Below are 3,340 nucleotides of genomic sequence, written 5' to 3'. Positions count from 1 at the left end.
AGGGTGGTGGGGGGGGGGGGGGGGGGGGGTGGGGGCAGCAGGGCGTCGAGCGTGGTGTCGGGCCCGGCGGTCGCACGCAACTCGGCTGCGGCGCGCAGAAAATCGGTGTACTGCTCGACCGTCGGATCGGCCGCCGGATCGGTCACCGCTTCAGCCATCGGATCGGCCGTCGGATCCGTTGCCGGATCACCGGTGGTGCCGCCCGTCGCGCCGCGCCGGTCGGCGACCATCCGGCGCAGCAGGTCCGGGGTCATCCGGCCGTCGCCGTAACGGGCCGCGGTGTCCGGGCTGCGCCAGCGCAGACCGTCCACGAAGGCGAGCCCGGCGAGCAGCTCCCGGTTCTCGGGCTGCTGTTCGGCGTCCGGGCCGAGGGCGTCGCGCAGGGTGCGGATCTGCTGGAGCGTACGGGTCAGGACGAAGGCGTCGGCGGGTTCCGGGCCCGCGTGCAGGCCGGCGTCGCGCGCCAGCGCGTCCAGGTCGGCGCCGCTGGGCTCCGGGGTGAAGAGCCGCCACCGCCCCGGTCCGTCCGGGCCCTCGGTGAGCACCGCGCGGACGTTGCCGTCCTCGTCCCTGGCCGTGCCCACCTCGGTGGTCGGCGCGTACACCCGCCGTCCGGTCCGGTTCGCCACGTGCTGTGCCACCGGCAGCCCCGCCACCAACGGCTGCCGCCCGGTCTCGCAGGAGAACAGCACCAGGGGCCGCTCCAGATCGCCGTCCCCGGCCCAGGAGTTGAACGCCTCACCGAGCTGTACACCGCTGACCTTCACGGTGGGGCGCTCCCGGTCGTTGGTGCCGAGCGTGACGGTACGGGAGGTGCCGTGCCCCGTGAAGTAGTCGGCGCCGCGCTCGGTGCCCGAGCCGGGGAGCGCGGTCGGCGGGCCGGTGAACACGGCACGGCGGACCGGCGGTTCCGCGGCGGTCTCCGGGTCCGAGGAGACGGAAAGGGAGACGGAAGACGGGACGGAAGTGGTGCGCACACCGCGGAAGGTGTCCTGGCCCAGCAGCACCTGGCGCGCCGCGCCGTGCGCCGTACCGTCCTCGGCCGGGCCCTGCGAAATGGTCAACGTCGCGACCGCGCGCCCCGGTTGGGGCATGACGGCGGCGCCCGACACCAAGCGCCGCAGCTGCGCGAAGGGCACCGTGTGGCCGTCCAGGGTGGTGACGACCGGCTCGGTCGCGGACCGCGCGATGATCCGCCCGGCGGGCGGGGGCGCCACGGAGGATGCCGCTGGGGCATTGTCCGGTGCCGGGCTGTCCGGTGTCGGGCTGTCCGACGTGGTGGATGAGGGCGGGGGCGGGGTGCCGCCGTCCCCGGGTCCATGCCCGCCACCGAGGCCGGGGGCGTGTCCGCCGTTGCCCGTGCCGTTGCTGTCGCCGTTGCCGTTGCCGTTGCCGTTGCCGTTGCCGTTGCCCGACTCCAGGTGCAGGTCGGTGGCCGTGTCGGTCCAGGGGAGGGACAGGGTGGCGAGCTTGGCCGTGGTGGGCATGGTGGTGACCGCGGAGTCGGGGCCGACTCCGTTGTCGAGTACGGGGGATGCCGTCTTCACCGTGCTCTCGGTGACGGGGTGGGACGCCGCGGCGGGCGCGGGGCCGAGGGCGTCGGCGAGCGGCAGCAGCACGTCCGCACCGGGGAACGCGGTGTCCGTGGTCCCGCCTTGCGTCGCGGCGGACATCGGGCCGGCGAGCGGGCGGACCTGGACCGGGGCGCCGGGCCCTTCGCGTGTCAGCTCGACGGCGGCGCGTACCGGGCGCCCGGACCCGTCCGGCGTGGCCGACGGTCCGAGCACCACGGCTCGGTCGGTCCCTGCTCCGTCCAGCAACTCGGCGGCCTCGGGCGACCCTTCGGCCGGCGGCGGCACCTCCGAGACCAGGACGGTCAGCGGCGGTTCCTGCGTGGGCGTGGGACTCCCGACGAGGGCGGGGTCGGCCTTCACGACACTTGGGCCGCCGATGTCGCGTACATCGCCGGAGTCGGAGGAGTCGGCGGTGTCGGCGGTGTCGGTCGGCCCGGAAATGCCGGCGGTTTCCGGTGAGTCGGCGGTTTGCGGAGAGGCCGTGGGCACGCTGCCCGGCCGGGCGCCACCGCTGCCGGCGCCGGCACCCGTGCTCGTACCCGTGCCCGCACCCGTACTTGTACCCGTGCCCGTACCCGAACCTGTGCTGGGCGAGGCGGAGTTGGTGGGCCCGCCGGAGGTGACTGGACCGCCGGCCCCCTGCTCCGGGACGACGTTCTGGGCGTTGCTCTCCGGAGATGGCACGGACTCGGCGTTGCTCCCTGCCGGAGCCGGAGCGGGAGCCTCCACCTCAGCCGGAGCGGGAGCCGGAGCCGGAGTGGAGTTGGCCGTGGGGCCGTTGCCGACAGCGCTCGGTGCGGAGGTGCTCGGTGCGGGGGCGCTCGGTGCGGGGCTGAGTGGGGCGTCCACCGTGACCGGGGCGCCGAAGCCGTCCAGAGCGCGGCGCACCTCGTCGGCGTCGATCTGGGCGTTGGGGCCGTCCCCGGCGGGCACCACCCGGACCTCGGGCAGTTGCGACAGGTTGCTGTGCAGGATGTCGCGGACATCGATCTCTGTACTGCCGGGCGGCTGGGAACCGCGCAGCGCGGTGAGGTCGCGCAAGGCCTGCTCACGGACCTCGGCGGAGCCGTTGTGGATCTGCTGCCACAGATCGTTCTCGGCGGCAGTCACCGGCAGCGGGCCCGGAGAATACGGCGGCGGGCTCTCCGTGAAGTAGGGCGGAGGCGACTGGCTGCCCGTGAAGTCGCCCTGCGTTGCGCTCTGTTGGGTGTAGGGCGGAGGCGAGGTGAGCGTGGAACCGTCGCCCCCCGTGATGTCCGTGACCGTAAGGCCATCGGTACTGCCATCGGTACTGCCGTTGGCAGCGCCGTTGCCGTCGCGAGAACCCTTGGAGCCGTCGGAGTCCCGTGTGTCGGAGTCGGTGCCGCTGCCAGAGACCGTGGGCGGCGGCTGGTTGCGCAACTTGTCGATGGCGTGGCGCAGTTCGGCGCCGCTGTTCAGGGCGGCGTCGGTGAGTGTGGCCTCGACCTGACTGCTGAGGCCCGCGCCGACGAAGGTGGACCAGCTGGTGGACCAGTCGCCGTCGAAGGCGCCCTTGATCAGGATCTCCGCGAGTGCCTCGCCGGCGCCGGCGGCGAGGAAGTCGGCCGTCCCCTTCAGCCCGTAATGCCCGGCCAGCGCGCCCGGCCGGTCGGTGTTGTTGCGCAGGATCTGGTTGTTCCGCCACAGGTTGGTGTTGTTCCGGAAGGAGAGCGGGTTGTTCCGGAAGGTGAGCGGCGTGTTGTTGGTGAGGTTGGGACCGTTCCCGTACGGGGTGGGACTGGGGC

Annotated in this window: 1 pseudogene; it reads right to left on the bottom strand. The window is 73.7% G+C overall.

Annotation, left to right across the window (positions count from 1 at the left end):
* Positions 1 to 3,340 (bottom strand): annotated as a pseudogene (locus AOK01_RS45435) (hypothetical protein); the annotation flags it as partial.

This window comes from Streptomyces aurantiacus (assembly GCF_001418335.1).
GTDB classification, from domain to species: Bacteria; Actinomycetota; Actinomycetes; order Streptomycetales; family Streptomycetaceae; genus Streptomyces; species Streptomyces aurantiacus.
The sequence above is the reverse complement of the archived record's forward strand: the minus strand, read 5'-3'. Positions and strand labels throughout refer to the sequence as shown.